General features: G+C 43.6%; 23 protein-coding genes. 19 read left to right on the top strand and 4 right to left on the bottom strand.

Going from position 1 to position 26,741, the window contains the following annotated elements:
• Nucleotides 1–13 precede the first annotated feature (13 nt).
• The gene (locus M5X66_RS14120) at nt 14–466 is read left to right on the top strand and encodes a flavodoxin (RefSeq protein ID WP_270103666.1); all 453 of its coding nucleotides are present in this window, start codon (nt 14–16) and stop codon (nt 464–466) included.
• A gap of 62 nt (nt 467–528) precedes the next feature.
• On the opposite strand, the gene M5X66_RS14115 is transcribed toward M5X66_RS14120, so the two are convergent.
• The 4 genes from M5X66_RS14115 to map all read right to left on the bottom strand — a co-directional run bounded on the left by M5X66_RS14115 (nt 529) and on the right by map (nt 5,859).
• Nucleotides 529–915 carry a DUF3461 family protein gene (locus M5X66_RS14115; protein ID WP_036956344.1) on the bottom strand — a complete coding sequence of 129 codons (387 nt, stop codon included), beginning with the start codon at nt 913–915 and terminating at the stop codon, nt 529–531.
• Nucleotides 916–1,427: 512 nt separating this feature from the next.
• A complete protein-coding gene (gene dapD / locus M5X66_RS14110; protein WP_036956346.1) occupies nt 1,428–2,255 on the bottom strand; it encodes a 2,3,4,5-tetrahydropyridine-2,6-dicarboxylate N-succinyltransferase in 828 nt (275 codons plus the stop codon).
• A gap of 60 nt (nt 2,256–2,315) precedes the next feature.
• Nucleotides 2,316–4,955 carry a bifunctional uridylyltransferase/uridylyl-removing protein GlnD gene (glnD, locus tag M5X66_RS14105; RefSeq protein WP_108478498.1) on the bottom strand — a complete coding sequence of 880 codons (2,640 nt, stop codon included), beginning with the start codon at nt 4,953–4,955 and terminating at the stop codon, nt 2,316–2,318.
• 106 nt (nt 4,956–5,061) lie between these two features.
• Entirely contained in the window at nt 5,062–5,859 is a 798-nt protein-coding gene (map, locus tag M5X66_RS14100; RefSeq protein ID WP_036956350.1) for a type I methionyl aminopeptidase, read from the bottom strand.
• 675 nt (nt 5,860–6,534) lie between these two features.
• On the opposite strand from map, the gene rpsB reads away from it, so the two are divergent.
• From rpsB to M5X66_RS14010, 18 genes are all read left to right on the top strand, one after another.
• Nucleotides 6,535–7,260: a 30S ribosomal protein S2 gene (rpsB, locus tag M5X66_RS14095; protein WP_036956352.1), complete on the top strand. Its 726-nt coding sequence runs from the start codon at nt 6,535–6,537 to the stop codon at nt 7,258–7,260.
• Between the two features lie 134 nt (nt 7,261–7,394).
• Entirely contained in the window at nt 7,395–8,246 is an 852-nt protein-coding gene (gene tsf / locus M5X66_RS14090) for a translation elongation factor Ts (protein ID WP_036956353.1), read from the top strand.
• A gap of 206 nt (nt 8,247–8,452) precedes the next feature.
• Nucleotides 8,453–9,181 carry a UMP kinase gene (pyrH, locus tag M5X66_RS14085; protein ID WP_006814045.1) on the top strand — a complete coding sequence of 243 codons (729 nt, stop codon included), beginning with the start codon at nt 8,453–8,455 and terminating at the stop codon, nt 9,179–9,181.
• Between the two features lie 108 nt (nt 9,182–9,289).
• Nucleotides 9,290–9,847: a ribosome recycling factor gene (gene frr / locus M5X66_RS14080; RefSeq protein WP_036956356.1), complete on the top strand. Its 558-nt coding sequence runs from the start codon at nt 9,290–9,292 to the stop codon at nt 9,845–9,847.
• A 149-nt stretch (nt 9,848–9,996) separates the two neighbouring features.
• Nucleotides 9,997–11,190, top strand: a complete 1,194-nt coding sequence (gene ispC / locus M5X66_RS14075; protein ID WP_132496504.1) for a 1-deoxy-D-xylulose-5-phosphate reductoisomerase — start codon at nt 9,997–9,999, stop codon at nt 11,188–11,190.
• A 181-nt stretch (nt 11,191–11,371) separates the two neighbouring features.
• Nucleotides 11,372–12,124 carry a polyprenyl diphosphate synthase gene (uppS, locus tag M5X66_RS14070; protein WP_036956360.1) on the top strand — a complete coding sequence of 251 codons (753 nt, stop codon included), beginning with the start codon at nt 11,372–11,374 and terminating at the stop codon, nt 12,122–12,124.
• A 6-nt stretch (nt 12,125–12,130) separates the two neighbouring features.
• Nucleotides 12,131–12,997: a phosphatidate cytidylyltransferase gene (gene cdsA / locus M5X66_RS14065; protein ID WP_154599812.1), complete on the top strand. Its 867-nt coding sequence runs from the start codon at nt 12,131–12,133 to the stop codon at nt 12,995–12,997.
• A gap of 8 nt (nt 12,998–13,005) precedes the next feature.
• The gene (rseP, locus tag M5X66_RS14060) at nt 13,006–14,358 is read left to right on the top strand and encodes a sigma E protease regulator RseP (RefSeq protein ID WP_108478500.1); all 1,353 of its coding nucleotides are present in this window, start codon (nt 13,006–13,008) and stop codon (nt 14,356–14,358) included.
• 41 nt (nt 14,359–14,399) lie between these two features.
• Entirely contained in the window at nt 14,400–16,814 is a 2,415-nt protein-coding gene (bamA, locus tag M5X66_RS14055) for an outer membrane protein assembly factor BamA (protein WP_270103665.1), read from the top strand.
• An 87-nt stretch (nt 16,815–16,901) separates the two neighbouring features.
• Nucleotides 16,902–17,396: a molecular chaperone Skp gene (gene skp / locus M5X66_RS14050; protein WP_036956365.1), complete on the top strand. Its 495-nt coding sequence runs from the start codon at nt 16,902–16,904 to the stop codon at nt 17,394–17,396.
• A 3-nt stretch (nt 17,397–17,399) separates the two neighbouring features.
• Nucleotides 17,400–18,437 carry a UDP-3-O-(3-hydroxymyristoyl)glucosamine N-acyltransferase gene (gene lpxD, locus M5X66_RS14045; RefSeq protein ID WP_108478502.1) on the top strand — a complete coding sequence of 346 codons (1,038 nt, stop codon included), beginning with the start codon at nt 17,400–17,402 and terminating at the stop codon, nt 18,435–18,437.
• 130 nt (nt 18,438–18,567) lie between these two features.
• Nucleotides 18,568–19,020, top strand: a complete 453-nt coding sequence (gene fabZ, locus M5X66_RS14040) for a 3-hydroxyacyl-ACP dehydratase FabZ (RefSeq protein ID WP_006658399.1) — start codon at nt 18,568–18,570, stop codon at nt 19,018–19,020.
• Nucleotide 19,021: 1 nt separating this feature from the next.
• Nucleotides 19,022–19,819, top strand: a complete 798-nt coding sequence (gene lpxA, locus M5X66_RS14035; RefSeq protein WP_108478503.1) for an acyl-ACP--UDP-N-acetylglucosamine O-acyltransferase — start codon at nt 19,022–19,024, stop codon at nt 19,817–19,819.
• Between the two features lie 52 nt (nt 19,820–19,871).
• Complete coding sequence (gene lpxB, locus M5X66_RS14030; protein ID WP_036956372.1) at nt 19,872–21,026, top strand: lipid-A-disaccharide synthase; 1,155 nt, start codon at nt 19,872–19,874, stop codon at nt 21,024–21,026.
• Nucleotides 21,026–21,616: a ribonuclease HII gene (gene rnhB, locus M5X66_RS14025; RefSeq protein ID WP_036956374.1), complete on the top strand. Its 591-nt coding sequence runs from the start codon at nt 21,026–21,028 to the stop codon at nt 21,614–21,616. Before lpxB ends, rnhB begins: the two co-directional genes overlap by 1 nt.
• Before the next feature lie 29 nt (nt 21,617–21,645).
• Nucleotides 21,646–25,128 (top strand): DNA polymerase III subunit alpha, encoded by a 3,483-nt coding sequence (gene dnaE, locus M5X66_RS14020; RefSeq protein ID WP_270103664.1) that lies wholly within the window; start codon nt 21,646–21,648, stop codon nt 25,126–25,128.
• A gap of 12 nt (nt 25,129–25,140) precedes the next feature.
• A complete protein-coding gene (gene accA, locus M5X66_RS14015) occupies nt 25,141–26,100 on the top strand; it encodes an acetyl-CoA carboxylase carboxyl transferase subunit alpha (protein WP_036956378.1) in 960 nt (319 codons plus the stop codon).
• A 356-nt stretch (nt 26,101–26,456) separates the two neighbouring features.
• Nucleotides 26,457–26,735 (top strand): hypothetical protein, encoded by a 279-nt coding sequence (locus M5X66_RS14010; RefSeq protein ID WP_036956380.1) that lies wholly within the window; start codon nt 26,457–26,459, stop codon nt 26,733–26,735.
• Nucleotides 26,736–26,741: the final 6 nt, after the last annotated feature.

Genomic DNA, 26,741 nt, shown 5'->3' with positions numbered 1-26,741 from the left:
TAAGGAGGACGTAGTGTCCAAAATCGGAATTTTTGTCGGAACAGTGTATGGCAACGCATTAGCGGTTGCGGAAGTGGCGCAAGAGATCTTCGAACAGCAAGGTCATGAAGTGGCAGTGTTTGAGGAGCCAACGCTAGCGGATTGGCAAGTCTATAATGCGGGGGAAGGCGTTGCTCTGGTGATCTCTTCCACTACCGGACAAGGTGATATTCCCGATACCATTGCGCCTCTTTTTTATGAAATTAAAGATGTTGTCGGCTATCAACCTGAATTGAAATATGGCGTGATTGCCTTAGGTGATAGCAGCTATGAGAACTTCTGCGGAGCGGGTAAACAGTTTGATGAGTTATTAGCTGAGCAATCTGGCAGCCGTATTGGCGATGTGTTGTTTATTGATGCCACTGAAGTGGAAGAGCCGGAAGAGTTCGCCAAAGTGTGGTTACAATCTTGGGCGGATTTGCTGTAAATCGCGAGCCTTATGCATCTGCACTGTAAACAGGTCGGCTTACAGTGCAGTGAGGAATTGGACTATTTACGAGTAAGTTTCTCGAGATCCGCTTCAATTTCTGCGATTTTATTGGACACAACGTGTTCTAAATGACGCAGGTCATCCAAAATTTTGTGTTTTAAATCAACATCTGTTTGGTCGTTTTGACAAATTTGGTCTAGTTCTTCAATCACATAACGTAAGTTAGTATTGATTTCGTTAATTTCTTTGAAGTTGTTGCTGCCATCAGTTGCTGCAACAGTTTTACGCTGGCGTGGGTACTTAAATTTCACGCTTTTAGCGAAAAACTCGCCTTTATCTTTGCGAAAGTAAATTTTTAAAATATCGTTATTAGCTTCTTGGCGCAGGGAATAGCGGTCGATATCTTGCGGATTGCTGATACCTAAACTTTTCAAATTATCGTACATGTTAGCTCGCTTAATCGTAAGGGACTGTGTCGATGACTTTTAGGGTTATAAATAAGGGCTATAAACAAGGCAGTCTCTTTTTATAACCATTTACTGAGCCCTAATTGCTTATAAAATGATGAGTTACAAAACAACCATCTAATAATAGCAGCTAATTGACCAAGGGCTGTAAATTCTCGGTCATATTATGCGCGATTAATCCAGTTTGACCAACCTCTGTTTGTAATAGAATCTGCTTTATTATTTGCGTTATCTATCTATAACCCAGAGGCTTCTGCTGACTTAACGAGAGATTTATGCTTGAGGTGCAGGATTTTCCATTGTGAATCAATAGATCAGCGGAGCAATGACTCAATGGGACACTCGGCTACCCGATTCGCTGATGGACATGCGCTTCGGGGTAGCTTCGCGTTTTACACCTTACAACCCTTAAACTATAAGGGGAGGTGAGAGAGTTTAGAATTTGATTAGTAATTGATTCGGTAACTTACAAGTAAGTCACTGATCTATACTTACTCATCAATACTTCTTAATAACTCATTGATACCGACTTTACCGCGGGTTTTTTCATCGACTTTTTTCACGATCACGGCGCAGTACAGGCTGTAGCTACCATCTTTGGACGGTAAGTTGCCAGAAACAACAACGGAGCCCGCAGGTACGCGACCATAGAAGATTTCACCCGTTTCACGGTCATAGATCTTGGTGCTTTGACCCAGATAAACGCCCATAGAAATCACGGAACCTTCTTCAACAATCACGCCTTCAACCACTTCAGAACGTGCGCCGATAAAGCAGTTATCTTCGATAATTGTTGGGTTTGCTTGTAATGGCTCCAGAACACCACCGATGCCGACGCCACCAGAAAGGTGAACGTTTTTACCAATTTGGGCACAAGAACCGACTGTTGCCCATGTATCAACCATTGTTCCTTCATCAACATACGCACCGATGTTGACGTAAGATGGCATCAATACACTGTTTTTGGCGATATAAGCCCCTTGGCGTACGGCTGCTGGTGGAACAACACGGAAGCCTTCACGTTCAAAGCGAGCTTTGTCGTAATCTGCAAATTTCATTGGAACTTTATCAAAATAGCGGCTTTCAGCGCCTTCGATGACTTGGTTATCATGAATACGGAAAGATAATAAAACTGCTTTTTTCAGCCACTGGTGAGTGACCCAAACACCCGCAATTTTTTCTGCAACACGCAGTTTACCGCTATCTAATAAAGCGATGGTTTCCATCACGGCTTGTTTGACTGTTGGCGTGACAGTATTCGGGGTAATGGATGCGCGATCTTCGAATGCTTGCTCAATAATTGTTTGTAATTGTTGCATTAATGCTGTTTCTCCTTCAATGATTCTCAGTCAGGTAACATGCCATAAATTAGACTGGCACTATATTTTATCCTTCGATTTAAGGGCTTCTGTCAACCTTTCTGATAACTCTTGTTGCATATTTTTATCTAACGCTTTGTGTTCTCTATCTGCCAATACAAAAAAGTCTTCCACTTTTTCGCCAATAGTCGTGATGCGGGCGCCATATAAAGAAATCTCCATTTGAGCGAAAATGTGCCCCACTTTGGCGAGCAATCCGGGTTGGTCAAGCGCGAATAACTCCATATAGGTACGACGGTCATTATTGGAGTGTAGAAAATTCACTTTGGTTGGTACGCTGAAATGACGTAGCTTCGCAGGGAGAGTTCGCGGTTTTGGTAATGGAATTTCAGGTTGTTGAACTGCCAGTAACAGCGCCTTACGAATGTGTTCATATCTATCTTTCGAAAGTGGCGAGCCATTAGGTTCGAGTACCACGAAAGTATCCATCGCCATATTATCTTTATTAGTAAAAATTTGAGCGCTATGAATGCTGAGGTTGCGTCTATCCAGCTCACTGGCAACGGCTGCAAATAAATGCGCTTTGTCGTGGCACCAGATAAAAATTTCTGTTCCGCCATGTTTCGGTTGAGTACTGATTAACACCAAAGGCTGGGTTAAATCATGTTTGAGCAGGTGATTGGCGTGCCAAGCCAGTTGAGTCGGCGTGTGGCGCAAGAAATAATCCGCATGGCAGCGTGACCACAGAGTGTTGAGCTGCTCTTCATCGATGTGCGATTGTCGAAGTAGCGATAGCGCTTGGTAACGATGATGACGAATGCGTTCACGAAGATCGGGCGTGCTTTGCATGCCTTGGTTGAGTTGATGTTCGGTAGAAAGATAAAGCTCACGGATCAAACTTTGCTTCCAGCTATTCCATAACGTGCTGTTGGTGGCACAAATATCGGCAACGGTTAGGCACATCAGGTAATTCAAGCGCGCTGTCGATTTAACTTCCCCGGCAAACTGTTTGATCACATCCGGGTCTTGAATATCTCGGCGCTGGGCGGTCACGGACATCAATAAGTGATTTTTCACCAGCCATGCGACAAGCTCGGCATCTTTGGTTGTAAAATCATGTTGAAGAGCAAATTCATAGACAAATTCAGCACCGAGATCGGAGTGATCCCCTGAGCGCCCTTTGGCAATATCATGAAACATCGCCGCTAAGCGTAACAGCTCTGGCTGTAAAATCTTAGGATAAACACTGACACATAGCGGGTGCTCTCGGCGGTTCTCTTCCTGAGTGAAACTGTCGATTTTTTGCAGAACGCGAATGGTATGTTCATCTACGGTATAGGCGTGGAACAGGTCGAACTGCATTTGCCCGACAATATTGCTCCAAAATGGCGTATAGGCGCTGAGAACACTGTGTAAGTGCATCGGGACAAAAGCCCCTTTGATAGCTCTTGGATGGCGCAAAATTTTGACAAACATGCGGCGAGCTTCAGGAATTTCGCATAAGGGGACTTTCAGATCGCGCCGTGCAAAGCGTAATTGACGTAATGTGGTGGAGTAGATCCCTTCAATATTGGGGTTGCGAGCCATTTGATAAAACATTTTCAAAATAGCGTCTGGCTGCTTAATAAACAGCATTTCGTCAATCACATCGATTAAGTTGCCACGCAGTTGAAAATATTCATCAATAGGGCGCGGTTTTTCATTAGGATTTAATGCCAAGATAGCTTCATCAAACAGTTGCAGCAGCATTTGATTTAATTCCCTGACTCGGCGAGTGACGCGATAGAAATCTTTCATCATGCGCTCGACAGGTTGGTTCCGTTCGCCGGTGTAACCTAATGATTGTGCAACACTAAATTGACGGTCAAACAGTAGACGGTTGTCATAGCGCTTGACCACTAAATGCAAGGCAAAGCGGATTTTCCATAAAAATGATAAACACTCTTTAAGCTCTTGGCGTTCTTCTTCGGTGAGGAAACCAAAGCCAACCATTTCATCGACGGTTGTCGCACCAAAATGACGGCGGCCTACCCACAGTAAGGTATGAATATCCCGTAATCCGCCGGGGCTGCTTTTAATATCTGGCTCTAAGTTGTAGCTAGTGCTGTGATAACGCTGATGGCGTTCTTGTTGTTCGGTTAGTTTCGCGGCAAAAAAGGTCGCGGATGGCCAAAAGTCATCACTAAAAATAGTTTTCTGTAAGCTTAAGAATAGGGCGATGTCACCACATATTAAGCGCGATTCAATCAGATTGGTCGCCGTGGTTAAGTCTTGTTTTCCTGCTTGAATGCACTCTTCCAATGAGCGAACACTGTGCCCGATATCAAAACGCAAATCCCACAGTAAGGTAATGAACTGACCGACTTTAGTGGCAATCTCTTCAGGAAGCGGTTGCTGGCTGAGAATTAAAATGTCAATGTCTGATAGCGGGTGTAGCTCATGACGACCATAGCCTCCGACGGCAATCAACGACATCTCTGAACATTGGTCAAAATGGTAACTCTGCCAAAGCTTGGTGAGTAAGGCATCAAGATAGTCACTGCGGGCGCGGAGTAAATCCACGACATTTTGCCCTTGGTGAAATGCAGATTCTAACCAAGCATCAAATTGATCAACGTGTTGCCGAAGCGTTGAGAGTTCAAGATCGGAAGGCTGGAATTGAGTGGGAGATAAATAGCTGTTTGAAGGTGCCGTCATCATCATCTGTCCGTGTTGAGAGCCATACAGAAATTATGATCAGCTTACGTTTTTTTAGGGGGGATGAACAGAAAAACTAAGCTCCCCCAAGGAGGAGCTTGAAATACGATTATTCGTTGATCAGAACCGCAGAAATAAATGGCTCTTCTTCTTTACGCAGAGTTAAAATTTCACAGCCGTTGTCAGTCACCGCTAAGGTGTGCTCGTACTGTGCAGACCAACCACGGTCTTTAGTTTTGACTGTCCAGCCGTCTTTCATGGTACGAATACGGAAATCACCGGTATTTACCATTGGTTCGATAGTGAAGGTCATGCCTTTTTGCAGCACAACGCCGCTGTCATCTGCATCATAATGCAGCACTTGTGGCTCCTCGTGGAAACCTTCACCGATGCCGTGACCGCAATATTCGCGAACTACTGACAGGTCTTGTTTCTCAACAAACTCTTGAATGGCTTTACCGATAGTGCGTAAACGGATACCTGGTTTAACCATGCGGATTGCCAGATACAGACTCTCTTGAGTCACTTGGCACAGGCGCTCACCTTGGATAGTTGGTTTACCGACGATGAACATTTTAGAAGTATCGCCGTGGAAGCCATTTTTGATGACAGTGACGTCGATGTTAACCACATCACCATCTTTCAGAATTTTATCGTCGCTTGGAATACCGTGGCAGATAACATCATTCACAGAAATACAAACAGACTTAGGGAAACCATGGTAGTCAAGGCAGGCTGGGATCGCTTGTTGTTGCTCAACAATGTGTTTGTGGCAAAGGCGATCCAATTCACCTGTACTGACTCCCGGCACAACATGCGGTGCGATCATTTCTAACACTTCAGCTGCTAGGCGACCAGCAACACGCATTTTCTGAATATCTTCTTCAGTTTTGATAATAATAGCCATGAGTTCAGTCCATATATGTCAGCAAGGAATTTGCGACATGTTAAAAAAAGGGTTTGGAAATGGGCAATTGTTGCGACATTTTTACCGTTGATGCTGAGTATGGTAACAGTCACCGCATTTTCTGCCAACTAGTAGGCGATATGTTTAGATGCCCACAATTCGATTAAAAACAGATAATGGAGCACAGGGTAAGCCAAGCCTTAGGCGTGGTTTGTTCAAATTGAGCTTTCTAGAGCACAAATTGTCAAAGATGCCAGTCGATTTTTGATGGTGAATTTTTTGTCTTGACCATTTTTCGCTATCGCTTTGTTGTTGCTCCATATTTGCACGGAGGCTCTTTTGTGATGGGCAAAATTCATTGATATTTGAATAGTACACTTACTTTTTATCAGCGAAAAAAACAACAATTATTGGATTACAACTGCATTTTATGGTATAAAGCGCGCCGGCAATCCATATTTTTCTCTTTATCTCATTTTTTAATCTAATTTGGATTAGTGAGTGAATCTTAAAGGCATCGATTGGATGTGCGTAAATTAAAACTCAATTGTGTAATAACACACACGAATCGGCACGTGCGCCGGGGTGCTCTTATGCGTTTAGACGCAGCTATAGAGTCGGTAGCATGGGATTCGTGGAGGCATAACCCCAATTACTTATATACAGAGGTATAAAATGGCAACTGTTTCCATGCGCGATATGTTACAAGCGGGCGTTCACTTTGGTCACCAGACTCGTTACTGGAACCCTAAAATGAAACCTTTCATTTTCGGCGCTCGTAACAAAGTTCATATCATCAACTTGGAAAAGACTGTTCCAATGTTCAACGAAGCTCTGGCTGAGTTGACTAAAATTGCTTCTCGTAAAGGCAAGATTCTGTTTGTTGGTACTAAACGTGCTGCAAGCGAAGCCGTTCAAGAAGCTGCTGGAAGCTGTGATCAATATTTCGTAAACCACCGTTGGTTAGGTGGGATGCTGACTAACTGGAAAACTGTTCGTCAGTCAATCAAACGTCTGAAAGATCTGGAAGTTCAGTCACAAGACGGTACTTTCGACAAACTGACCAAGAAAGAAGCGCTGATGCGTACTCGTGAACTTGGTAAGTTAGAAAACAGCTTAGGCGGTATCAAAGATATGGGCGGTTTACCAGACGCTCTGTTCGTTATCGATGCAGACCACGAACACATTGCTATCAAAGAAGCTAACAACCTGGGTATCCCAGTATTCGCTATCGTTGATACTAACTCTGATCCAGACGGTATCGACTTCGTTATCCCTGGTAACGACGATGCAATCCGTGCAATCAAACTGTATCTGGGCGCTGTTGCAAACACCGTTCGTGAAGGTCGTTCACAAGATCTGGCTGTTCAAGCAGAAGAAAGCTTAGTAGAAGCTGAATAATAAGGCAAAAGCCCTTATTAACCAGGTATTGCTATATATTGGTTAGAAGGGGCCTACTTAGGCCCCTTTTGTCTCTGTGAATCAGAATTATCCTTGTGGGAAAGTCCCGTGAGGCATATCGAGGAATAAATCACATGTCTGGAATTACCGCTGCATTGGTAAAAGAACTGCGCGAACGTACTGGCGCAGGTATGATGGAATGTAAAAAAGCATTAGTTGAAGCTAACGGCGACATCGAATTAGCAATCGACAACATGCGTAAATCAGGTCAAGCGAAAGCAGCTAAAAAAGCAGGCCGTGTTGCTGCTGAAGGCGTTATCCTGACTGAAGTTTTCAACGACGGTAAAACTGGTGCGCTGATCGAACTGAACTGCGAAACTGACTTCGTTGCTAAAGATGCTGGTTTCTTAGCATTCGGTAAAGAAGTTTTAGCTTCTGTTGTTGCTGATAAAAACGCTGACATCGACGCTCTGAAAGCAAAATTCGAAGAAGCTCGTACAGCTTTAGTTGCGAAAATTGGTGAAAACATCAATATCCGTCGCGTTGCTATTCTGGAAGGCGCACAAGTAGGTAGCTACCTGCACGGCGCTCGTATCGGTGTTCTGGTTGCTGGCGAAGGCGCAGATGAAGAACTGCTGAAACACATCGCTATGCACATTGCTGCAAGCAAGCCAGAATATGTGACTCCAGAAAACGTTCCAGCTGACGTTGTTGCTCACGAGCACCAAATTCAGTTAGACATCGCTATGCAATCTGGTAAACCACGCGAAATCGCTGAAAAAATGGTTATCGGTCGCATGAACAAATTCACTGGCGAAATCTCTCTGACTGGCCAGCCTTTCGTAATGGATCCAAGCAAATCTGTTGGTGACTTACTGAAAGAAAAAGGTGCTAACGTAACTAACTTCATCCGCTTTGAAGTTGGTGAAGGTATCGAGAAAGTTGAAACTGACTTCGCAGCAGAAGTTGCTGCAATGAGCAAGTAATCAACGAAAAGGGCCGCCGATTGGCGGCCTTTCTTTAATACACTGCATATTTCAAGCTGCATGCATTCGCCTCCTTTGGTGTAGCGACTCAACTTCCTGCAACTTGAACTATTTTTGTGCAGCATTCTGTATCAAATACATTTTTCGGCATATAGAGCGAGATTCTATATGTATGACTCCAATAATGACCTGTTAGGACACAACTCATGGCAACCAATGCAAAACCCGTTTATCAGCGTATTCTGCTTAAACTAAGTGGCGAGGCTCTACAAGGTGCAGAAGGTTTTGGTATCGATGCTAGCGTTTTAGATCGTATGGCTCAGGAAATCAAAGAACTTATAGAACTGGGTATACAGGTCGGTGTGGTTATTGGTGGTGGTAACTTGTTCCGTGGTGCCGGTCTGGCACAAGCAGGCATGAACCGCGTTGTTGGTGACCATATGGGTATGCTGGCAACCGTGATGAATGGTCTGGCAATGCGTGATGCGCTGCACCGTGCATACGTAAACGCAAGACTGATGTCTGCAATTCCACTCAATGGTGTGTGTGACAACTACAGCTGGGCTGAAGCTATCAGCTTACTGCGTCACGGCCGTGTGGTTATCTTCTCTGCGGGAACAGGAAATCCATTCTTCACAACGGACTCAGCAGCTTGCTTACGCGGTATTGAAATTGAAGCTGATGTTGTACTGAAAGCCACAAAAGTTGATGGCGTTTACTCGTCAGATCCTGCCAAAGATCCTGATGCCGTTCTGTATGAAAACCTGAATTATCAAGAAGTTCTTGAGCGTGAATTGAAAGTTATGGATTTAGCTGCATTTACGCTAGCACGCGATCACAACCTGCCAATTCGTGTTTTCAACATGAATAAGCCAGGTGCATTACGCCGTGTTGTGATGGGTGAAAACGAAGGAACTCTGATTTCTCACAATTAATACTCAGAGACATGACCTGAGTTTGAATGTATTATCTAACATAAATTCAGACAATTTAAGCGAGGCTGCTTTGCGGCCTTTAATAACAAGTTCTTAAGGGTTGATAACGTGATTAACGAAATCCAAAAAGATGCTCAAGACCGTATGGAAAAGAGCCTTGAAGCACTAAAAAGTCAAATCAGCAAAGTTCGTACTGGCCGCGCTTCTCCAAGCCTGTTAGACGGCATCTCTGTTGAATATTACGGTTCAGCAACGCCTCTGCGTCAATTAGCTAACGTGACTGTTGAAGATTCACGTACATTAGCAATTTCTGTTTTTGACCGTAGCATGTCACCTGCAATTGAAAAAGCGATCATGGCGTCTGACTTAGGTCTGAACCCATCTTCAGCAGGTACTGTTATCCGCGTTCCACTTCCTCCATTAACGGAAGAGCGTCGTAAAGACTTAATCAAAGTGGTTCGTGGTGATGCTGAGCAAGGTCGTATCGCAATTCGTAACGTCCGCCGTGACGCGAACGATAAAGTTAAAGCTTTACTGAAAGACAAAGAAATCAGTGAAGATGACGAGCGCCGTTCACAGGATGACATCCAAAAGCTGACTGATAACTTCATCAAAAAAGTGGATGAAGCATTAGCTCAGAAAGAAGCGGAGCTGATGGAGTTTTAATCCATCTTGATAATAAAGCCATCTGAACACATTTTTTAAAAGTGTGCTTTAGCATGGCTTTATTATTTATCATTTCTATTAAACAATCCTTTCTTATCGCTAAGCTGATATAATCTCAGTATTGAATTAATACAGAGTATCTGATCACTATGAAACGTCTTACTATCCTGGGTTCTACAGGTTCAATCGGTACAAGTACACTTTCTGTTGTTCGTCAAAATCCTGATAAATTCCAAATTCTTGCATTAGTCGCAGGTAAAAACGTGACTGAGATGGCAAGTCAGTGCCTTGAATTTAATCCTAAATATGTCTCAATGGCTGACGAAAGCGCAGCGAAAGCATTACGTACTATTTTGACGGAAAATAACTGCAAAACAGAAGTTTTATCTGGTACAGAATCCGCTATTGAACTTGCTGGATTAGATGATGCGGATCAAGTGATGTCTGCTATTACTGGCGTGGCGGGGCTACTCCCAACGTTGTCAGCAATCCGCAAAGGGAAAAGAATATTATTAGCGAATAAAGAGTCTTTGATCACCAGTGGCCGTTTATTCTTTAATGCGATTCGAGAGCACCAAGCGACAGTTTTCCCGATCGATAGCGAGCATAATGCGATTTTCCAAAGCTTACCTGAAGAGATTCAATTGAATTTAGGCTTTGCCGACCTGATGGCCTCAGGGATTTCCAGCATCGTATTAACAGGGTCTGGCGGACCATTTAGAGATACACCTTTATCTTATTTTGACCAAGTGACACCTGATGAGGCATGTAATCATCCTAACTGGTCAATGGGTCGCAAAATCTCAGTAGATTCCGCGACTATGATGAATAAAGGTCTAGAATATATCGAGGCCTGCTATTTCTTTAATGCGAACGAAAAGCAGATGGAAGTGATTATTCACCCTCAATCTGTGATCCACTCTATGGTTCGTTACCGTGATGGGAGTGTTATCGCCCAGTTAGGAACACCGGACATGCGTACACCAATTTCGTACAGCATGGCCTATCCTCAGCGTATTATGTCGGGTGCTAAGCCATTGGATTTCACTACGTTATCTTCGCTGACTTTTGTGGAGCCTGATTACCAACGTTATCCTTGCCTGAAACTGGCTATCGATGCATGTCACCAAGGGCAAGCGGCGACGACTGTATTAAATGGTGCGAATGAAATCACTGTCGGTGCATTCTTAGAAGAGAAAATTCGCTTTACGGATATTGCAAAAATCAATCACAAGATTATGGATAAATTAGATTTTTCGGAACCCACGTCTATTGATGAGGTCTTAGAAATCGATGCTTGTGCTCGTCGTGAAGCAGCTCAGCTAATTGCTCAAGAATTTTAATCTTGATATGTGATTTATTTAGTTGCTGATAACTATAATATATCTTTAATATGTGGCGTGTTGAGAATAGAAAGCTTATCAACAATAAGCATATTAAGGATGTGTCTTATCAGCAATTATAATCATAAGAGTTATGATTGAGCCGGATTTCCCAAGTAGTACAGACAAGGATTAACATTTAATGAACTCTAGTGGTGAAAATCTCTCTGATTCTATGATGCCTAAGCATGTTGCCATCATTATGGATGGTAATGGGCGATGGGCAAAACAGAGAGGAAAATTCAGAATTACTGGTCATCGAGCAGGTGTTGAATCTGTACGTAGTTCTGTGCGTTTTGCAGTAAAGAATAATATTCGTTCCCTGACACTTTACGCATTCAGCAGTGAAAATTGGAAAAGACCAGAAAAAGAAGTCAGTTCGTTGATGGATCTGTTTGTTTTTGCATTAGATAATGAAGTCAAAAACCTGCATAAAAATAACGTAAAACTGAAAATTATTGGTGATGTTAGTCGCTTTAGTGAAACCTTAAGAAAAAGAATTGATAAAGCGGAAGCATTAACAGCAGGTAATACCGGTTTACAGCTGAATATTGCCGCTAACTACGGTGGACGCTGGGATATTGTAAATAGCGTTAAACAAGTTTATGAAAAAGTGAGTCGTGGTGAGTTATCTATTGATGACGTAACTGAAAGTACGATTAGCGACCATGTTTGTATGCATGACCAAGAGTGTGTTGATTTGGTGATCCGTACAGGTGGAGAACATCGCATTAGTAATTTCTTGTTATGGCAGGTTGCTTATGCGGAATTTTATTTCACCAACGTTTTATGGCCAGATTTTGATGAAATGGTGTTTCAGGATGCAGTCGATGCTTTTAGCAAGCGAGAACGGCGCTATGGTGGAGCAGAATCAGATGACGAACTCGTCAAATAAAAGGGGATGGATGTGCTGAAGTATCGTTTACTCACTGCGGTGATTTTAATTCCAATTGTTATTGCTGCACTTTTTTTACTGTCCCCAGCAAATTTCGGTTTAGTAGTGATAGCTGTCTGTGCGTTGGGCGCATGGGAATGGGCTCAATTTGCTGGATGGCATTCACAAACTAAACGCATCGGTTTAGCGGTTGTATTTGCGGCGGTATTACTCGCAATTCAATTTTCTTTACCAGACATGACCGCTCTTTCAAGTTCTCCGTTTATTTTATATAGCCTATGGGCGGGTTTAATCTGGTGGATTGCCGCCATTTTATTGGTTGTGACATACCCAGCCTCTGCCTCATGGGGTAAATCGGTCATCATTCGCTTACTGTTTGGTGTATTAACTATCGTGCCTTTCTATAGCGGCATGATGGTATTAAGAACCATTGGTTACCAAGCAGATACCTCTGTAGGGGCATGGTGGCTGCTCTACGTTATGTTATTGGTATGGGGTGCAGACTCCGGTGCTTATGCGTTTGGACGTACTATTGGTCGCAATAAAATGGCACCAAAAGTTTCTCCAGGTAAAACATGGGAAGGGTTAATCGGTGGTTTAATTACCGCTGGAATTATCTCATGGTTATTTAGCTTATATGCGCCAATCCCAGCAATGCCAGATTATTTACTAGTGACTTCAATTATTGTTGTTGTAGTATCTGTGTTTGGTGACTTAACGGAGAGTATGTTTAAGCGCCAATCCGGTATTAAAGACAGTAGTCATTTAATTCCAGGTCACGGTGGAATACTCGATAGAATTGATAGCCTAACTGCGGCAATCCCTGTATTTGCAGGGCTGAATTTGTTAGTTTTTAACGGTTTTGGTCTTTAGGAAGATTAATGGGATTTATTTGGAGCTTAGCGGCGTTTATTATTGCGATTGGTGTGCTGATTACGGTGCACGAATTTGGGCATTATTGGGTCGCGCGCCGTTGCGGTGTTTACGTTGAAAAGTTCTCTATAGGGTTTGGTAAAACGCTATGGCGTAAAGTCGATAAACATGGGACAGAGTTTGTTTTAGCGCTGATCCCGCTTGGTGGCTACGTCAAAATGCTCGATGAGCGTGTTGGTGAAGTAAGCCCAGAACGCCGTCATTTAGCTTTCAATAATAAGACTGTTGGACAACGTGCCGCCATTATTAGCGCGGGGCCTCTTGCGAACTTTTTGCTTGCTATTGTTGTCTACTGGATTGTCTTTATGATTGGGATTCCATCTGTTCGCCCAGTCATTGATAGCATTAAGCCAAATTCTATTGCTGCTGAGGCAAATTTTGAGCCTCAGATGGAACTAAAATCGATAGACGGTATCGAAACACCTGATTGGAATTCAGTTCGTTTAGCGCTAGTGAGTAAAATTGGTGATAGGGAATTTACTGCACAAGTTTTACCTCAAGGATATAATGAACCGGTTTCTAAAACAGTGGATTTAAGCGCATGGCAGTTTGACCCTGAAAAGCAGGATCCTATTTTATCAATAGGGATTATGCCAGTGTCTGCGAAGGTTGACCCTGTCATCCATAAAGTGACGGAAGGCTTAGCGGGCGAGCGTGCCGGTTTAAAACCGGGAGATAGAATTATTAGTGTCAACGGAGAGCTACTGGATACTTGGAATCCAGTGACGAGAATAATCCGAAATAATCCGGGGACACCATTAAAATTAGCCGTGCAACGTGATTCGACATTGATTGATTTAACCTTGGTTCCTGATGTTCAGGAAGGTAAAAAAGGTGAGCGTTTTGGCGTTGCAGGTGTCGAACTAACTGTATTACCGTTAGCTGATGAATATAAAATGGTGCAGCAATACAACCCTGTATCTGCACTGTTTCAAGCTAGCGACAAGACTTGGCAGTTGATGAAACTGACAGTCAATATGATGGGTAAACTGGTTGTTGGGGATGTCAAACTCAATAACTTGAGCGGGCCGGTATCTATCGCAAAAGGTGCGGGGGTTTCGGCGGAGTCAGGCTTGGTATATTATCTGATGTTTATTGCGCTGATTAGCGTGAACTTAGGCATCATCAATCTATTTCCATTGCCTGTGTTAGATGGGGGGCACTTACTCTTCTTATTAATTGAAAAAATTAAAGGGAGTCCAGTGTCTGAGCGAGTACAAGACTTTAGTTTTCGAATTGGTGCAATGGCATTGATTCTGTTAATGGGACTTGCACTTTTTAATGATTTCTCTCGCTTCTAATTTTGTAAGCTTGGGACCAGTAAGGAATACGCATAACAACGATGGCGATGAAAAAGTTGCTCATAGCGTCGCTGCTTTTAGGTAGCGCCACTGCATACGGTTCAGACGGATTCGTAGTTAAAGACATTCGTTTCGAAGGTCTACAACGCGTCGCCGTTGGTGCAGCATTATTGAACATGCCTGTCAGGGTCGGGGATTCAATCGATAACGAAGATATCAGTCGTTCGATTCGTTCGCTATTCTCTACAGGTAACTTCGAAGATGTTAGGGTCCTGCGTGATGGAAATACGCTGATCGTTCAAGTTAAAGAACGACCAACCATCGCGAGTATCACTTTTACAGGTAACAAATCTGTAAAAGATGACATGCTAAAGCAGAACTTGGAAGCATCCAATGTCCGTGTGGGTGAAGCATTAGACCGCACTAAAATTGCGAATATTGAAAAAGGTTTAGAGGACTTTTATTACAGTGTTGGTAAATACAACGCGACAGTAAAAGCGGTGGTCACTCCATTACCACGTAACCGCGTGGATTTAAAATTTGTGTTCTCTGAAGGCGTGTCTGCAAAAATCCAGCAGATCAACATTGTGGGTAATAAAAACTACTCAACAGCGGAATTGGTGAATAAGCTCCAATTACGTGACGATGTGCCATGGTGGAACCTGGCGGCTGACCAAAAATATCAAAAACAAAAATTGGCGGGTGACTTAGAAACCCTGCGCAGTTTCTACCTTGATCGTGGTTATGCACGTTTCAATATCGACTCAACGCAAGTGAGTCTGACACCGGACAAGAAAGATATCTACATTACGATTAATGTCACTGAAGGAGATCAATATAAGATTTCTGGCGTTGACGTTAATGGTAATACGGCAGAGTATTTAGCGGATATCCAAGAGCTGATCACTATTACACCAGGTGAGTTATACAATGGTGCGCAAGTGACTCAGATGGAAAACCAAATTAAAGACCTGTTTGGTCGTTATGGTTACGCTTATCCGCGCGTAATGACTCAGCCTGAAATTAATGACGCTGATAAGACAGTTAAGCTGCATGTTAACGTTGATGCAGGTAACCGTTTCTATGTTCGCCAAATTCGTTTCCAAGGCAATGATACCAGTAAAGATTCCGTTTTACGCCGTGAAATGCGCCAAATGGAAGGTGCTTGGTTAGGTAACGATTTAGTTGAATTAGGTAAAGAGCGTCTGAACCGTACTGGTTTCTTCGAAACTGTTGATGTTGAAACTCAGCGCATTCCGGGTAGCCCAGACCAAGTTGATGTTATCTATAAGGTTAAAGAACGTAACACTGGTTCAATGAACTTTGGTGTTGGTTTCGGTACTGAAAGTGGCGTTAGCTTCCAAGTTGGTGTAACTCAGGATAACTGGTTGGGTACAGGTAATGCGGTTGGTATTAACGCGAGCCGAAATGACTACTCAACAAACGTAGAGTTTTCAATGACAGACCCTTACTTCACTGTAAACGGTGTGAGTCTGGGTGGACGTATTTTCTATAACGACTTTAGTGCGAAAGATGCGGACTTATCTGGCTATAACAACAAAACGTATGGTTTAGATAGCACATTAAGCTTCCCATTCAATGAAAATAACTCCTTCCGTATTGGTGCGGGTTATGTTCATAACGACCTGTCTGACATGCGTGCGCAAGCTGCAATGTGGGACTATCTACAATCTATGGGTGAAAACCCACCGGTGACTAAAGATGGTCGTAACAAAGAAAGCTTCAGAGCTGATGACTTTACGCTAAACTTAGGTTGGACATATAACTCCTTAAACCGTGGTTTCTTCCCAACATCGGGTAACAAAACCAGTGTTTCAGGCAAAATTACTGTCCCAGGTTCTGATAACGAATACTACAAACTGCGTTTTGATACTGCCCAATATCTCCCATTGAATGATGATGAAACATGGGTTGTGTTAGGTCGCGCGCAGGCGGGTTATGGTGATGGTATTGGTAGCAAACAAATGCCATTCTATGAGAACTTCTATGCAGGGGGTTCTAGCACTATCCGTGGTTTCCGTTCAAATAACATCGGTCCGAAAGCTGTATATCTGAAGAATGTAGATGGCAAAGATGGTCCTGAGCCAGGTAGCCCATCCAGCGATGCGGTTGGTGGCAACGCGATGTATGCAGGTTCATTTGAGCTGATTACACCAACGCCATTTATCGACGAAAAATATGCGAATACGATCCGTACATCTCTGTTTGTAGATGCGGGAACCGTATGGGATACCAACTGGAACAGTATTAACCCAGCATGGCGTGCAGGTATGCCTGACTACGGTACAGCAACTAACGTCCGTGTTTCTACGGGTATTGCTTTACAGTGGATTTCGCCACTTGGGCCTCTGGTCTTCTCCTATGCGCAACCTATCAAGGATTACGAAGGCGACAAATCAGAACAGTTCCAATTTAATATTGGTAGAACTTGGTAATAATTCAGTCTCTATCGAAATCAGCCCTCATAAAATAATGAGGGCTACCAAAATTTCCAGCCATAAGAATGGGTTAAGGAGTTTAGTGTGAAAAAATTGTTGTGTGCAGCGGGTGTAAGTATTGCTTTAGCAATGTCTGCGGGTGCGTATGCTGAAAAAATCGCTATCGTTAATGTTGGCGAAGTTTTCCAGAACATGCCTGCTCGTGAAGCCGTTGCTAAACAGCTTGAGAGTGAATTCAAAAGCCGTGCTACTGAACTGCAGAATCTGGAAAAAGATCTGCAATCACGCGTAGAAAAACTGCGTCGTGACGGCGCGACTATGAGCACTAGCGATCGTGAAAAGCAGGAAAAAGAATTAATCACTAAACGTGACCAGTTCGCTGAGAAAGCTCAGAAATTTGAAGAAGACAATCGTCGTCGTCAAGCTGAAGAGCGTAATAAAATCCTGAGCCGTATCCAAGATTCTATTAAATCTGTTGCAGCGAAAGAAGGCTATGATGTTGTTATCGATGCAAACGCAGTTGCGTATGCAAAAGATGGTATCGATATCACCAGTCAGGTTCAAAAACAGGTTAAATAATAGATGTCTTCAATTCGATTAGCTGACCTTGCTCAGCAGTTGAATGCACAGTTACACGGTGATGGCGATATCGTCATCACCGGTATTGCACCGATGTATTCAGCGAATAATCAGCAGATTACTTTTTTATCTGATAGCCGTTACAGCGATAAGTTGGCAGATTGCCAAGCTGCTGCTGTGGTATTAACTGAAAAAGATCTGAGTGCTTGTAAGGTTGCTGCACTGGTTGTAGATAATCCTTACCTTGCTTATGCGCACATGGCGCAAATTATGGATACCACTCCAGCCCCTGCTGAGAATATCCATGCGTCAGCGGTCATTGCTGATGATGCCCAGCTTGGTCAGAATGTCGCAATTGGCGCGAATGCCGTTATCGAAAGTGGCGTTGTGCTAGGCGATAACGTTGTGATTGGTGCAGGTTGTTTTATTGGTAAAAATACCCGCATTGGTGCAGGCACCCGTTTATGGGCGAATGTCAGTGTTTACCATCATGTTGAGATTGGGGAAAGTTGCTTAATCCAGTCAGGCACAGTGATCGGTTCTGATGGCTTTGGTTATGCCAATGATCGTGGTAATTGGATCAAGATCCCACAATTAGGTACCGTGATCATCGGATCTCGTGTTGAGATCGGTGCGTGTACAACAATTGACCGTGGCGCATTAGATAACACAGTCATTGGCAATGGCGTTATCATCGATAACCAATGCCAAATTGCGCACAATGTAACAATAGGCGATAATACCGCAGTTGCGGGTGGCGTCATTATGGCTGGTAGTTTAAAAATCGGTCGCTATTGTATGATTGGCGGAGCCAGTGTTATCAATGGTCATATGGAAATCTGTGACAAGGTTACCGTAACAGGTATGGGAATGGTCATGCGACCAATTACTGAGCCAGGAGTTTACTCTTCCGGTATTCCTTTACAGCCGAATAAAGCATGGCGTAAAACCGCAGCTTTAGTCTTAAGCATCAATGAGATGAATAAGCGTCTAAAAACACTTGAACGTGAATTAGATAGCCAAAATCAAAAAAATCAGTAATTATTTGGTAATTCAAGCTAAAATAGTTTCTTGAGTTACATTTTTTCCGGCCTGCCTGTTAACTCGCTATTGAGTTAAAGCGGGCCGATTCATTAATTAAATAGTATTAATAGACAGGAAGAGTATTTCGATGAGTGATAATCATACTCTGAATATAGAAGAAATCTTAGAACTACTTCCGCACCGTTACCCATTCCTTTTGGTTGACCGTGTATTGGATTTTGAAGAAGGTAAATCTTTGCGCGCGGTAAAGAACGTTTCTTTTAACGAGCCATTCTTTCAGGGACATTTCCCGAGCAAACCAATTTTCCCAGGTGTTTTAATTTTAGAAGCAATGGCTCAGGCTACGGGTATCCTTGCATTTAAAAGCGTAGGCAAACTTGAACCTGGCGAGCTGTATTATTTTGCAGCGATTGATAACGCACGCTTTAAACGTCCAGTTCTGCCAGGAGATCAAATGATCCTGGAAGTTGAATTTATCAAAGAACGTCGCGGTGTTGCACGTTTTAAAGGTGTAGCAAAAGTTGATGGAGAAGTGGCCTGCGAAGCAGAAATGATGTGCGCCCGTCGTCGTGAGGTCTGATATGATTGACAAAACTGCCTATGTTCATCCCTCATCTATTGTAGAAGATGGAGCTGTTATTGGTGCCAATGTACGCATTGGTCCTTTTTGCTATATCGGCGCTAATGTTGAAATTGGTGAAGGTACTGAGCTGAAATCTCACGTTGTTGTAAACGGACACACGAAAATTGGTCGTGACAACGTTATTTTTCAATTTGCTTCGATTGGTGAAATTAACCAAGACCTGAAATACCAAGGTGAGCCAACTCGCGTTGAGATTGGCGACCGTAACCGCATCCGTGAAAGTGTGACTATCCACCGTGGAACCACACAAGGCGGTGACCTAACTAAAATTGGTAATGATAACTTACTGATGGTTAACGTCCATATTGCGCATGACTGCATCATTGGTAACCGCTGTATTATCGCGAATAACGGAACGTTAGGTGGTCACGTCACTCTTGGTGATTTCGCTATTATTGGTGGCATGACTGCGGTGCATCAATTCTGTCAGATTGGTGCGCACGTAATGGTCGGTGGATGCTCTGGTGTTGCACAAGACGTACCTCCATACGTTATTGCACAGGGCAACCATGCAACTCCATTTGGTTTAAACCTTGAAGGTTTAAAACGCCGTGGTTTTGAAAAAGAATCTCTGCACGCTATTCGTAACGCCTACAAAACGTTATACCGCTCAGGGAAGTCTTTGGAAGAAGCACGTGAAGAAATTGCTGAAATGGCAAAAACTGACGAACACGTCAAAGTATTTAGTGATTTCTTAGAAGACTCAGCACAATCTAAGCGCGGAATTATTCGTTAATTTTTGCTGCTGCAGATGAATACAAGAAAAGGCCTTTAATAAGGAGCGAATTTTGGTGAATAGCAACCGCCCACTTACTATTGGCCTTGTTGCCGGAGAAACCTCTGGTGATATCTTAGGCGCAGGACTTATCCGCGCCTTAAAACAACAAGTCCCCAATGCCCGTTTTGTCGGTGTTGCAGGTCCTCTCATGCAAGCAGAAGGTTGTGAAGCTTGGTATGAAATGGAAGAGCTCGCCGTCATGGGGATTGTTGAAGTCCTTGGTCGTTTACCTCGTTTATTATCCATCCGTAAAGATTTAACTCAGCGTTTTACTGAGTTACAACCTGATGTGTTTGTTGGCATTGATGCGCCTGATTTCAATATCACCCTTGAAGGTCGCTTAAAATCCAAAGGCATTAAAACCATTCATTATGTCAGCCCATCTGTTTGGGCATGGCGCCAAAAGCGCGTATTCAAAATTGGTCGTTCCACAAATTTAGTCTTAGCATTTCTCCCATTTGAGAAAGCATTTTATGACCGTTTTGATGTCCCTTGCCGTTTTATTGGGCACACCATGGCGGATTCAATCCCCTTAAACCCTGATAAACAGGCTGCGCGTGAACGTTTAAATATCCCCGTAACTGCAAAATGTTTAGCATTGTTACCGGGAAGTCGCCATTCTGAAGTCGAAATGCTTAGCGCTGATTTCTTAAAAACCGCTACACTATTAAGTAGCCACTTTGCCGATCTACATATTGTCGTGCCTCTGGTAAATCAGAAACGCCGCCAGCAATTCGATGAAATAAAACAACAGGTTGCTCCAGAGTTGAATGTCCATATTTTGGACGGACAGGCTCGCGATGCAATGACCGCAGCAGATGCGACATTACTTGCTTCTGGCACCGCGGCCTTAGAATGTATGCTAACCAAATGCCCAATGGTAGTGGGTTATCGCATGAAGCCTTTCACATTCTGGCTTGCCAAGCGCTTAGTCAAAACGCCTTATGTTTCTTTGCCAAATTTATTGGCAGGGAAAGAAATCGTGAAAGAATTACTCCAAGAAGAGTGCCAGCCACAGCAGCTTGCAGACCAGTTACTTCCATTGTTGGAAGGCGGAGAGCAAGTAGACGCGCTGAAGGAAACTTTCTTACAATTGCATCAACTGATTCGTTGTGATGCAGACCAACAAGCCGCTGATGCTGTATTAGATTTGGTTAGAAAATAATGGAATTTATATACCCGAAAGCCAACTTAATTGCTGGCGTTGATGAAGTGGGGCGTGGACCTTTAGTGGGCGCTGTAGTGACTGCAGCGGTTATTTTAGATCCTAATAACCCAATAGCAGGACTTGCTGACTCGAAAAAACTTAGCGAAAAAAAGCGTGAAAAGTTGTTCGATGAGATCAAAGAAAAAGCACTGTGTTGGTGCATTGGCCGTGCAGAACCTGAGGAAATTGACCAACTCAACATATTGCATGCGACTATGTTGGCAATGCAAAGAGCGGTAGAAGGCCTTTCAATTCAACCAGAATTCGTCTTAGTGGATGGCAACCGCTGCCCTAAATTGACCATGCCATCACAGGCTGTTGTCAAAGGTGATAGTTTAGTCCAAGAGATCAGCGCTGCATCAATTCTGGCTAAAGTGATTCGAGATAGAGAAATGGTCGAGCTTGATAAAGCTTTCCCTGAATATGGTTTTGCGAAACACAAAGGCTACCCTACAGCGTATCATTTAGAAAAATTAGCTGAGTTTGGCGCTACCGAATTTCACCGTAAAAGCTTCGCGCCTGTAAGACGTGCGTTAGACATTAAATAGTCGGCATAAGAAAAATAGGTATAAAGTTAATGGCTTCTCCTCGTTTTATTCATCTACGTGTTCACAGTGACTACTCCATGATTGATGGGCTGGCGAAAACCGCTCCATTAGTGAAAAAAGTCGCCGCCATGGGCATGCCTGCATTTGCCATCACGGATTTTACTAACCTTTGTGGGTTAGTGAAGTTTTATGGTGCGGCTCATGGTGCAGGTATCAAGCCGATCATTGGGGCTGATTTTTATATGGAAAGTGAGCAACTTGGTGATGAGGTTGCTCACTTAACGGTTCTGGCTCGCAACAACGAAGGCTATCAAAACCTCACCTTACTCATCTCCGAAGCTTACCAAAAAGGTTATGGCGCAATTGGTCCCACGATTCATCGTGACTGGCTCGTCAAACATAAAGAGGGTTTGCTCCTGCTATCAGGCGGTCGAAAAGGGGATGTGGGGCAGTTTTTACTCCGCGGTAACCAAGCACTAGTGGATGAAAGTTTAGCGTTCTACCAAACCCACTTTCCTGATGCTTACTATCTTGAGCTTATTCGTACTGGGCGACCTGATGAAGAGAGCTACCTACATGCTGCTGTCGAATTAGCAACTCAGCGTGGTCTGCCTGTAGTGGCTACCAACGATGTCTGTTTCATTGAAAGCAGCGATTTTGATGCCCATGAAATTCGTGTCGCTATTCATGATGGATTCACGTTAGCCGATCCGAAGCGTCCAAAAAATTATAGTCCTCAGCAATACTTACGTACTGAAGAAGAGATGTGCGAGCTGTTTGCCGACATCCCTGAAGCATTAGAAAATAGTGTAGAGATTGCTAAGCGCTGTAACGTCACTATTCGTCTTGGTGAATATTTCCTACCGAAATTCCCGACAGGGGATATGGAAACGGAAGACTTTCTGGTTATGCGTTCAAAAGAAGGTCTGGAAGAGCGCCTTAAATTCTTATTCCCAGATGAAAAAGTCCGAGCAGAAAGACGCCCTGAATATGATGAACGTTTAGAAATCGAACTCAACGTTATCAACCAAATGGGATTCCCTGGCTACTTCTTGATCGTAATGGAGTTTATTCAGTGGTCGAAAGATAACGGTGTTCCTGTTGGTCCAGGGCGAGGCTCAGGTGCGGGCTCTTTAGTGGCTTATGCACTAAAAATCACTGACTTAGACCCACTTGAACTTGACCTGCTGTTTGAGCGTTTCTTGAACCCTGAGCGGGTATCAATGCCAGACTTTGACGTTGACTTCTGTATGGAAAAACGTGACCAAGTTATTGATCACGTTGCTCAAATGTATGGGCGAGACGCGGTATCCCAGATTATTACCTTTGGTACGATGGCAGCAAAAGCTGTTATTCGTGACGTGGGACGGGTGCTGGGGCACCCTTATGGTTTCGTTGACCGAATTTCTAAACTCGTTCCCCCTGATCCGGGAATGACCCTTGAAAAAGCCTTTGAAGCAGAACCGCAGCTGCCTGAAATTTATGAAGCAGATGAAGAGGTTAAAGCGCTAATCGATATGGCGCGTAAGCTTGAAGGGGTAACGCGTAACGCCGGTAAGCACGCCGGTGGGGTAGTTATTGCACCAACTAAAATTACGGATTTTGCACCGCTCTATTGCGATGCTGAAGGCAATAACCCCGTTACACAATTCGATAAAAACGATGTCGAATATGCTGGCTTGGTAAAATTCGACTTCCTAGGTCTGCGTACGCTGACCATTATTAACTGGGCATTGGAGATGATCAATGCCCGTCGAGCCAAGAAAAATTTAGAGCCGATTGATATTGCAGCTATTCCTTTACAGGATAAGAAAAGCTTCGACATGTTGCAGCGTTCAGAAACCACGGCGGTATTCCAATTAGAATCCCGAGGAATGAAGGATCTGATTAAACGCCTGCAACCGGACTGTTTTGAAGATATGATCGCTCTGGTGGCGTTATTCCGCCCAGGTCCGCTGCAATCGGGGATGGTAGATAACTTTATCGACCGTAAACATGGTCGTGAAGAGATCTCATATCCTGATGTAAATTGGCAGCACGAATCATTAAAACCTGTTCTAGAGCCAACTTATGGTATTATCCTATACCAAGAACAGGTTATGCAGATTGCTCAGGTTTTAGCCGGTTATACCCTCGGTGGCGCGGATATGTTGCGTCGTGCGATGGGTAAAAAGAAACCTGAAGAAATGGCAAAACAGCGCTCCGTTTTTGAGGAAGGTTCCATCAAAAACGGGGTAGATGGTGAGTTGTCGATGAAAATCTTTGACTTGGTGGAAAAATTCGCCGGTTATGGATTTAACAAATCACACTCCGCTGCCTATGCGCTGGTTTCGTACCAAACATTATGGCTAAAAGCCCACTATCCGGCTGAATTTATGGCTGCAGTAATGACTGCGGATATGGATAACACGGAAAAAGTAGTCGGACTGGTTGATGAATGTTGGCGTATGGACTTGAAAGTATTGCCACCAGATATCAATAGTGGGTTATATCACTTCCATGTGAATGATGAAGGTGAGATAGTTTACGGCATCGGCGCAATTAAAGGCGTTGGAGAAGGCCCAATCGAAGCGATTATTGAAGCTCGCCAACAAGGCGGGATCTTTAAAGAAATTTTCGATCTTTGTGCTCGAGTGGATATTAAAAAGATTAACCGCCGAGTGATGGAAAAGCTGATCATGGCAGGGGCATTCGATCATTTAGGTCCTCACCGAGCGGCGTTGATGTCATCCCTTGAAGACGCATTAAAAGCGGCAGATCAGCATGCGAAAGCAGAAGCTATCGGGCAAGGGGATATGTTTGGGGTGCTTGCAGAAGCCCCTGAGCAGGTTGAAAGTTCTTATGCGAGTGTGCCGAAGTGGCCTGAGCAAGTTGTGCTAGAAGGTGAGCGCGAAACTTTGGGGCTCTATTTGACAGGTCACCCAATAACGCGATACTTAAGTGAGATAGAGCGTTATACAAATGGTTTGAGATTGAAAGATGTGAACCCAACCCCTCGTGGTCAAGTGACAACTGTGGTAGGTTTAGTGCTCTCTGCCAAAGTGATCACAACCAAACGTGGAAACCGAATTGGGATTTGCACACTCGATGATCGTTCCGGTCGTCTGGATATTATGTTATTTTCAGATGCGCTGGATAAATACCAACATATGTTGGAAAAAGACAATATTTTAATTGCCACCGGTCAGGTCAGCTTTGATGATTTCAATGGTGGTAATAAAATGACAGTGCGCGAATTGATGGATATCGGAGAAGCAAGGGAAAAGTATGCGCGCGGCCTTGCAATTTCACTGTCCGATAAACAGATTAACGATCAATTACTGAATCGGCTTCGTAATGCGCTTGAACCTCACCGTTCAGGCACGATACCGGTTCACTTGTATTATCAGAAGGATGATGCCAGAGCTAAGCTTAAGTTTGGCGTTGTTTGGCGTGTAACACCCGTGGATCCCCTTCTGAACGACCTTCGAACTCTGCTGGGTAGTGAGCAGGTAGAATTAGAATTTGACTAAAATAGGAATATTATGAGTCTGGACTTTCTTGATTTTGAACAGCCGATTGCTGAATTAGAGGCGAAAATCGATTCCCTAACTGCAGTTAGCCGTCAAGATAACAACTTAGAAGTCAACCTGGATGAAGAGGTTGCTCGTTTACGTGAAAAAAGTGTTGAACTGACACGTAAGATTTTCTCTGATCTGGGGGCTTGGCAAATTGCTAAACTCGCTCGTCACCCTCGTCGTCCATACTCTTTGGATTACATTTCTCGCATTTTTACAGATTACCAAGAATTAGCGGGTGATCGTGCGTATGCCGATGACAAAGCGATTATTGGTGGTTTAGCTCGTTTAGATGGGCGCCCTGTGATGGTTATTGGTCATCAAAAAGGTCGTGAAACGAAAGAGAAAATTCGCCGTAACTTTGGTATGCCAGCACCAGAAGGCTACCGTAAAGCACTGCGTCTGATGGAAATGGCTGAGCGTTTTAACCTGCCAATTATTACGTTTATCGATACACCGGGTGCATATCCGGGTGTTGGTGCAGAAGAGCGCGGTCAATCCGAAGCGATTGCGCGTAACTTACGTGAAATGTCTCGCTTATCCGTTCCGGTGATCTGTACCGTGATCGGTGAAGGCGGTTCAGGTGGTGCGTTAGCGATTGGTGTGGGTGATAAAGTGAATATGCTGCAATACAGCACTTATTCCGTTATCTCACCAGAAGGTTGTGCATCTATTCTGTGGAAAAGTGCTGATAAAGCACCATTAGCGGCTGACGCGATGGGTATTACGGCGCCTCGCTTGAAAGAGCTGAAGCTGATTGATAGCGTGATCCCTGAACCTCTGGGCGGCGCTCATCGTAATTACGATGAAATTGCGGAATCTCTGAAAGCACAAATCACGCAAGACTTGAATGAGTTAGAAACTCTGGATGAAGAAGCATTGAAAAATCGTCGTTATCAACGTCTGATGGGATATGGTTACTGCTAATTAGCTAACCTATTAAGTGTAATCCAGCCTATTTTGAAACGGGAGTCGGTTTAGCCAGCTCCCGTTTTTTATGGCTCATACTTTAGTTTTCATTTTTATTAATCAATGTTCAGAACCTTAATTATCCAAAGTGCTATATTCAAAATCTGACGACGACCAAAACGTATACCATAAAAGACGTCGATGTAGGGTGCACAATTTCTTTTAACGTCACCCCTCGCGCACTAAGTGGTACGCCGAATACGGGGATTGAAGCTCAATCGAATAAAGTCACAGTAGAAAAAATACTGGAGTCATCCAAAATACGGATATTTAACGGCAACCAGATAGGGGATCGTTCCGGATATGGATACAATATGGAGATAGACTATGCACACCTTGGTTATGGCCAGCCTAGGTCAATAAGCACTCATGAATACCTAAAAAGAAGTGGTTATAGAAAGAAATCAATGCATTATTCTATTGGTGGTAAGACTGAAATTAATTCACCAGTAACTGATGATGGCAGTTCGATTAAGTTTGGGACTAATGCAGTTAGCAGTATTGGAGACACCATTTATATGACTATTGTCATTCAGTTCGAAAACGGAAACTCGGTAAGAGGTACATCGGCTGACATAGAACTAAAGCGGTAATATTGC

It is taken from the genome of Providencia sp. PROV188, from assembly GCF_027595165.1.
GTDB lineage: Bacteria > Pseudomonadota > Gammaproteobacteria > Enterobacterales > Enterobacteriaceae > Providencia > Providencia lanzhouensis.
Note: the sequence above shows the minus strand (reverse complement) of the source record. Positions and strands in the feature narration are given on the sequence as shown.

Coding starts and splice junctions, on each gene's coding strand:
- lpxD (WP_108478502.1), top strand. CDS start 17,400: ATGTCTTCAATTCGATTAGCTGACCTTGCTCAGCAGTTGAATGCACAG.
- ispC (WP_132496504.1), top strand. CDS start 9,997: ATGAAACGTCTTACTATCCTGGGTTCTACAGGTTCAATCGGTACAAGT.
- glnD (WP_108478498.1), bottom strand. CDS start 4,955: ATGATGACGGCACCTTCAAACAGCTATTTATCTCCCACTCAATTCCAG.
- uppS (WP_036956360.1), top strand. CDS start 11,372: ATGAACTCTAGTGGTGAAAATCTCTCTGATTCTATGATGCCTAAGCAT.
- M5X66_RS14115 (WP_036956344.1), bottom strand. CDS start 915: ATGTACGATAATTTGAAAAGTTTAGGTATCAGCAATCCGCAAGATATC.
- rseP (WP_108478500.1), top strand. CDS start 13,006: ATGGGATTTATTTGGAGCTTAGCGGCGTTTATTATTGCGATTGGTGTG.
- dnaE (WP_270103664.1), top strand. CDS start 21,646: ATGGCTTCTCCTCGTTTTATTCATCTACGTGTTCACAGTGACTACTCC.
- cdsA (WP_154599812.1), top strand. CDS start 12,131: ATGGATGTGCTGAAGTATCGTTTACTCACTGCGGTGATTTTAATTCCA.
- fabZ (WP_006658399.1), top strand. CDS start 18,568: ATGAGTGATAATCATACTCTGAATATAGAAGAAATCTTAGAACTACTT.
- dapD (WP_036956346.1), bottom strand. CDS start 2,255: ATGCAACAATTACAAACAATTATTGAGCAAGCATTCGAAGATCGCGCA.
- rnhB (WP_036956374.1), top strand. CDS start 21,026: ATGGAATTTATATACCCGAAAGCCAACTTAATTGCTGGCGTTGATGAA.
- map (WP_036956350.1), bottom strand. CDS start 5,859: ATGGCTATTATTATCAAAACTGAAGAAGATATTCAGAAAATGCGTGTT.
- rpsB (WP_036956352.1), top strand. CDS start 6,535: ATGGCAACTGTTTCCATGCGCGATATGTTACAAGCGGGCGTTCACTTT.
- lpxA (WP_108478503.1), top strand. CDS start 19,022: ATGATTGACAAAACTGCCTATGTTCATCCCTCATCTATTGTAGAAGAT.
- tsf (WP_036956353.1), top strand. CDS start 7,395: ATGTCTGGAATTACCGCTGCATTGGTAAAAGAACTGCGCGAACGTACT.
- pyrH (WP_006814045.1), top strand. CDS start 8,453: ATGGCAACCAATGCAAAACCCGTTTATCAGCGTATTCTGCTTAAACTA.
- bamA (WP_270103665.1), top strand. CDS start 14,400: ATGGCGATGAAAAAGTTGCTCATAGCGTCGCTGCTTTTAGGTAGCGCC.
- accA (WP_036956378.1), top strand. CDS start 25,141: ATGAGTCTGGACTTTCTTGATTTTGAACAGCCGATTGCTGAATTAGAG.
- M5X66_RS14010 (WP_036956380.1), top strand. CDS start 26,457: ATGGAGATAGACTATGCACACCTTGGTTATGGCCAGCCTAGGTCAATA.